The organism is Xanthovirga aplysinae, assembly GCF_009711365.1.
In the GTDB taxonomy this organism is placed as follows: Bacteria; Bacteroidota; Bacteroidia; order Cytophagales; family Cyclobacteriaceae; genus Xanthovirga; species Xanthovirga aplysinae.
The window spans coordinates 1-6565 of sequence record NZ_SMMB01001010.1 but is presented as its reverse complement, the minus strand read 5'-3'; the positions used below and the strand labels follow the sequence as shown (position 1 = coordinate 6565).

At 34.0% G+C, this 6565-nt stretch carries 5 protein-coding genes; all 5 read left to right on the top strand.

The genetic code is table 11. The features are described from left to right. Positions 1 to 84: 84 nt before the first annotated feature. The 5 genes from E1171_RS10320 (at position 85) to E1171_RS10300 (ending at position 5606) form a co-directional block, all read left to right on the top strand. Positions 85 to 795, top strand: coding sequence for a hypothetical protein (locus E1171_RS10320; protein WP_155205927.1), 711 nt, complete (start codon positions 85 to 87; stop codon positions 793 to 795). Between the two features lie 103 nt (positions 796 to 898). After that, entirely contained in the window at positions 899 to 1543 is a 645-nt protein-coding gene (locus E1171_RS10315; protein ID WP_155205926.1) for an NAD(P)-dependent oxidoreductase, read from the top strand. Positions 1544 to 1647: 104 nt separating this feature from the next. After that, entirely contained in the window at positions 1648 to 2934 is a 1287-nt protein-coding gene (locus E1171_RS10310) for a serine hydrolase domain-containing protein (RefSeq protein ID WP_155205925.1), read from the top strand. A gap of 177 nt (positions 2935 to 3111) precedes the next feature. Beyond that, positions 3112 to 4194, top strand: a complete 1083-nt coding sequence (locus E1171_RS10305) for a helix-turn-helix domain-containing protein (protein ID WP_155205924.1) — start codon at positions 3112 to 3114, stop codon at positions 4192 to 4194. 203 nt (positions 4195 to 4397) lie between these two features. Continuing rightward, positions 4398 to 5606: an amidohydrolase family protein gene (locus tag E1171_RS10300; RefSeq protein ID WP_187696381.1), complete on the top strand. Its 1209-nt coding sequence runs from the start codon at positions 4398 to 4400 to the stop codon at positions 5604 to 5606. Positions 5607 to 6565 lie beyond the last annotated feature (959 nt).

Sequence of the window (6565 nt, the reverse complement as noted above, 5' to 3'; positions counted from 1 at the left end):
TATACCACATATGTGGTATATCTGGTTGTTGTGTGGCATTAGGGCGAACAGTGCATTTGATACTTTTGACAAACAGATGACTTTATGAAAAGGATTAATTTAATAATAATTTGTGTTTCATTCTTAGGTGTTTTTGCATCCTGTTCATTTGATTCCAAAAACAAAGAATTAAAGGAGAACCGAGTACATCCAAGCCTTACTAAAATAGATTCTGATTCTAATAAAGCATCAAATTCAAAAGATAATGAAGTAAATGGGCTAACGTTTGAATTTCGGTTGCTAAATGATAGTGTAGGTAGATATTTCAGTAAGGGGGATGATTTTTTAAAGTTCATTAGTACAGATAATTCTGGAAATATACCATATGATACAGCAATGCATTATTATTTAGACATTGATGGAGCGGGATGCTATGCTGATAAGGATGAAAGGTATACTTTTATCGAAACACCGATAAGATTGAATGTTTTTGACGGTATCAAATTCATTACTTCGATTACTGATTACAACATTTTTATTATACCGAACAGTCAGATAGGTGATAAAGAATTTTTGGCGATTTTTGATTCAGCCGGTTTGATAAAATCATTTATTGAAATAAAACATTCGGTTCGGACTAAGTATTGTACTGCGAAAAGGAATTATAAAATAGGAGAAAACTTAGCTAATTTTACTATTGAATTCCAAGATTATGTGTCTAGGAAAGAACCTGATTTTACTAATGAAATAAATGGTATTCTTCTGGTTGACGAATTAGGTAGGATTGTGATAAAATATAATGAGAACACAGAATAACGCCACACAACAATGGTGAGCTGCCATGCTTTGCCAGCGCACAAAAAATCCAACGCTAAAAAAGCACATAAACCAGCCGGGCCGTTGTACTTAATTTTGACATATGAAAATACTTTTACTTGGAGCAACAGGAAGAACTGGAAAATATGTCCTAAAGCAGGCACTTGAAAGTGACTACGAAGTGAATTGTCTTTCTCGAAATTCTGAACGAATTCAAAAACAAGATGGAATAACAGTAATTGAAGGAAACCCGAACAATAAAACCGACTTAGAAAAAGCTATTTCGGACTGTGACAGTATAATAAGCGTTTTGAATATTTCAAGAAAATCTGACTTTCCTTGGGCAAAACTAAGAACACCAAAAAAATATCTTTCTGATGTAATGAACCTTTTAGTTCAAATTGCAGAAGAAGGGAATTTAAAACGCATTGTAGTATGTTCGGCATGGGGAGTTGCCGAAACTAAAAATGACATTCCCAAATGGTTTATTGAAAGCAGCAATATAGGAATTGCATATCAAGACCACGAAAGACAAGAGAAAATAATTTCGGAATCAAAATTGGATTGGACAATCGTTCGACCAGTTGGACTTACCAATTCAAGGAGGAAGGAAAACATCAAAGAAACATTTGACAATAATTCCAGACCACATCTGACCATTAGCAGACAAAGTGCAGCCAAATATCTTGTGGATTGCTTGGAAACAGACCAGTTGATTGGAAAAAAAGTAGTGATATCAAAGCAATAAAAACTAAGCACAACAATGTATAAAATTAATAGACGCGCAAAGCAAACACTTAGCCCCAACTACTATTTTTATACTTACCGTTGTGATTCATTGAATGCTTCTGAATGAATAAGTTCAAAATTCTAACGCTAATTTTACTGGTACTTGGTTGTTCGACTAGAACAGAGAGTGAAAAGGAGATTACCCCTGACTATTTTGATAAGTTCAAGGATTACGAAGGTTTTTCACTTGAGCAAAAAAGGGAATTCCATCAAAAGTTTGAATATGACTTCAACCAATGGTTAACCGGAGGCGGAGGTGATTTTTCTAGATATATTTTTCTTAATATGTCTGAATTCTTCTTCAATACCACACTGAACCCAGACGCCATTTTCAAAGAACTTCCTATTAAAATCAATGAAAATATTAAATCTTTTCAGGTTGATTCAGAACTCGGCTCGATGACATTGAAGCAGTACATCTCAAAGAGTCCTGTGGATGGTTTGATAATATTACATAGAGGTGCAATTGTACTAGAAGAATATCCTAGAATGCTCTGGAATGATAAACATATCTGGTTCTCTGTTAGCAAGACACTAGTAGGTACGGCAATTGCTATTTTAGAGGATCAGGATAAGGTCAATACCTCCGAACCAATCAGTAATTATTTAAGAGAATTTGAGAACACGGAATGGGAAAAAGTATCAGTAAGAGATATTTTAGATATGGCTTCAGGTATGGATGTAGTTGAAACGTTTTCAGAAGACGAAAAATCAAATTTTTTGCTCTTCTACGACAATTTCGGCTTTGCAAATCTTAAAGCAAAAAGCAAAACACCTATTGAATTCTTGAAATCAATAAAAAGTATCAAACCATCTGGCCGAGAATTTCAATATTCATCTGTAAATACCGAAATACTGGCATGGTTGGTAGAAGAAGTCACAGAAGAAAGTTTTTCCAAATTTATTGAAAAAGAAATCTGGCAAAAGGCTGGTCCTCGATTTGAAGGGAGCCTGATTACAACCTCGAACGGAGATTGCTTTTCTGCTGGAGGCATGAACTCAACCCTACGAGACCTGGCAAGATTTGGGCTACTTTTTGTCCCCTCTGGTAGAGAAAATGAAAAGCTTATCTCCGACACATATCTGGAAAATATCCAAGCAGGGTACAACAAAAGCCTCGCCACCAAGTCATTGTTTTCTGAAGAAATAAAGAATAACAGCTATCAATGGGATGAAATTTACAGTAACGGCGATTTTATGAAATTAGGTAATAATGGACAAGGACTGTACATTTCGACTTCCTTGGATTTAGTCATTGCTTTCTTTGGCACTGCAGATGAACAGGGTAGTTGGAATGAACTTCCATTAATTTCTCGCCAACTGGTTAATTCGGAACTGTTTCGAGAATAAACGAATCACAACAAATACTAAAATGAATATGCGAATTGAGCTCTTTGATCTGACGGTGGGAGTAGAAAGTTTCCTTGTTTATAGCTTCTGGGAAGCATACTCATTTTATTTGGGTGTTGCAACTCATTACTGGAGCCGCATCCAAAATCCTACAATCTTTAGAGAATACATTAGCTAATGAAAATCTTATTTTTGGAACTTTTTGCACTTATTGCCATCCTTCATTCTTTCGTTTTAGGCTTGGTCCTTTTATTGTCTAAATTCTTTAAAAAATCTACCAATAATTATTTAGGGTTTACCTTATTAATAATGGCTATTGTGGGTTTAAATAATTGGTTCTGGGACATTGGAATGAACCCTATCCTTGTAAACGTATTGGACCTCTTTCTATGGCAATTTTTGTACCCGGTAACTTATTTTATGTTCTTTTATAAAACATCCGATGTACCCCCCATAAAAGCAAAAAAGCTACGAACTCTTCTCCTTCCTTTTTTAGCCCTTAGTCTACTTAATATTTTTGTGTCATTAAGCACAAAATTTCATATCACCAACACGCCTGTTTTAAGTGAGGATGCCGTAGTGCTTTTTTATAAGACCGTCAGTTTTTTATCTATAATTTTTCCTTTTAGTCTTATACTCTTTTCCTATAAATACACCCTTCTTAAAAACCACAACCTAAGCGAAAAATGGCTCAAATATCTTTGGGCTTTCTTTTCAATCATCCTACTATACGGTATCCTATTAGAAACCTACCGTTTTATCTACTCCGAAAAATTGCCTTTAACTTATTTATGGGCATTAAGTTCTATTCTTATTTATTGGTTAATCTACAAAGGACTATATCAATTCAAATTATCAAACGATCAATTTGAAATTCGAACTATCCTAAAAACCTCAGTAGAAAAATCACAAATCCCAGTAATAAATGAAAATCCTCATTTTCAAAAATTAATAGTTTTACTTGAAAAAGAAAAGATACATCACAACCCAAATTTAAGTAGAGATAAGGTGGCCGAAGAACTAGGGATAAGTAGCGGATATCTTTCTCAAGTTATTAAGAAGAATGCATCTCTTAGTTTTTCAGACTACATCAATTCATATCGAGTAAAGGACATAAAAAAGATGATAAAGGACCCTTCCTTTGATAAATACAGTTTACTTTCGATTGGATTAGAATGCGGGTTCAATTCGAAGACATCTTTTTACACAAACTTCAAAAAAGAAACTGGGCTGACTCCCAGAGAGTTTAAGGAACAATAAGTTCTATTTTCTCATAAGTTCATAATTCAGAACCACAAAAAAGTTCCTCCGACCTAAGTTTGCCCCATAAGTTTTTTACTAAAAAAGAGAAAATTATGGACTTACGTAAACACTATTATTTATTAATAATCTTTTTTATCTCACTCTCTCCCTGTTGCTCTCAGACAAAGGTAATTTCATTCGAAAATGTAAATGTAATCCCGATGAATTCTGAGACTATTATTCCTAATCAAAGGGTAATTATAGCAAACGATAAAATTATAAAAATTGAATCAGCTTCGGAGAAAGAAACAAATAAGATCGACCTTAAAATACCAGCATCGGGCAAATATTTAATTCCTGGATTGGTAGAAACCCATTATCATTTACAGAACGACATTGAAAATGAATTTAAACTTTTAATAGCCAACGGAATTACTTCGGCTCGAAACATGGCTGAATACCAAGGGCAAGACCATATAAAAATAAGAGAACAAGCACAAAAGAACACTTTTTTAGCGCCACATTACTACACCACAGGTCCTTATCTGACCAGAAATCAATTAAACAATATTGCATCGGTAAATAAGGTAATTGCTTATCACAAAGAAAAAGGGTTTGACTACTTGAAAATTGCAGATAACTTACCTAAAAACATCTATTTAAAATTATTGGAGCTCGCACAAAAGGAAAAAATCGAGGTTGTGGGGCATGGTCAACGAGAACTACCATTAGAGTATTCGCTTAGGATGAAATCTATTGCTCACTTAGAAGAATTCATGAATATCTTTAGTGAGAAACAAAGGAACTCTAGGACATACCTGAAACAGGCTGCAAAAGAAATTAAAACGAGTGGTATTTATGTATCTCCTACTTTGGGAACTTTTGAAATGATAAGCCGTTATGCTGATCCGAAGAAGTCCGCAATACTAAATAAGGATGAAAATCTAAAGTATCTCCCGAAACTATATTTAGATTATTGGACATCGGACAAAATTAATTTTAGATCAAAATCTTGGTTTACCACAAATGAATCCTTAACCCGACTCGGAAAAGAATTGAATTGGCTAAAAGAATTCACCCTAATACTTCACAATCAGGGAATACCACTAATGGCAGGAAGTGATACTTATGGTCTTTTTCTTCCGGGGTTTTCTCTTCACCACGAATTAGAACTAATACACAGTGCTGGGCTTTCTACCTACGAAACTCTAAAAACAGCTACTGTAAACCCGGCACGATACCTGAATACCATTGCTCAAAGCGGAACCATTTCAGAAGGAAAGTTAGCTGATATGGTTTTATTAGATAAAAACCCATTGGAGGATATTAGACATACCAAAACCATTTTGGGTGTTATGATCAAAGGGAAATGGCTTAATAGAGAAGAATTAGATAAAATGTTGTTAGATGTAGAAAACTCAAATAAATAGAACAAAATACTACAATGGCTAGCTGCAATGCTTTCCCAACACAACAAACCAACACAACAAACCAACACAACAAACCAACACTAAGAAAGCACAGCAGGTAGCCGAGCCGTTAGAAATCCTTTTAAAACCCTAAAGGAATAGCCTATGTGCCGGTAGTTAAGGGGTATTACTTCCACTTTCTTGCTAGGTGGGAGTATTTTATTTCCATTTCTTTTGATCATAAAGGCCGTTTTCCTATTTCCTCTTTTGGTTTACTTCCAGTTTTTTGATGATTCTCGGGTAAAGTGGAAGTGTTTTTCCAATATTAATATAATGAATCAACCTATAATTATTATTTTCCTTTTCACTTTTTAAGGACCGGTAATAATCTTAAACGGTACTTTTAAAGATATATCGAACGGTGATCCATTTTATATTTTAACTGAACCCGTTAAAAACACAAAATCCGAGTTGAGGGTATAGATTGCCCCGAAATTTCCTAACTATATGGTTTGGAGGCAAAAGATTTTGTAATGAAGGAAATTAAGGACAGTCGATTACCTAACTTTATTCTTAAAGGTCATCTTACAATAAACCTACTTTATCCAGTTTCTGAACAACTCTTAAAAGATTATTGAAATAGGAAACCCTGACATTTTGTTTATTTTTTTCTCTTTTGTCATTTTTATCACTTAACGACTTTATACCTAAGATCATTTCTTTTCTATTAGACCTGGCTTTATAATGTAAAACCTTTTCACTATCGGTGAAAATTTCAATAGAAATTGTATCTGAACTTGGATGATGCTATTCTATATCAATCTTATTTAGGACAAAAATAAATTGGCCAAAATCATACTTAAGATTAGCTGCACTCAAGGGATTAACTAACTCGATTTCATTATCAACACATTTTTGAATAGCCAATATCAGACTATGAACATCTCCAAAAAGGCTTTTTTAATTACAATAAAACCTCT

Bases quoted from the DNA above. Each gene is read 5' to 3' on its own strand.
- E1171_RS10320 (WP_155205927.1), top strand. From the start codon at position 85: ATGAAAAGGATTAATTTAATAATAATTTGTGTTTCATTCTTAGGTGTT.
- E1171_RS10300 (WP_187696381.1), top strand. From the start codon at position 4,398: ATGAATTCTGAGACTATTATTCCTAATCAAAGGGTAATTATAGCAAAC.
- E1171_RS10305 (WP_155205924.1), top strand. From the start codon at position 3,112: ATGAAAATCTTATTTTTGGAACTTTTTGCACTTATTGCCATCCTTCAT.
- E1171_RS10310 (WP_155205925.1), top strand. From the start codon at position 1,648: ATGAATAAGTTCAAAATTCTAACGCTAATTTTACTGGTACTTGGTTGT.
- E1171_RS10315 (WP_155205926.1), top strand. From the start codon at position 899: ATGAAAATACTTTTACTTGGAGCAACAGGAAGAACTGGAAAATATGTC.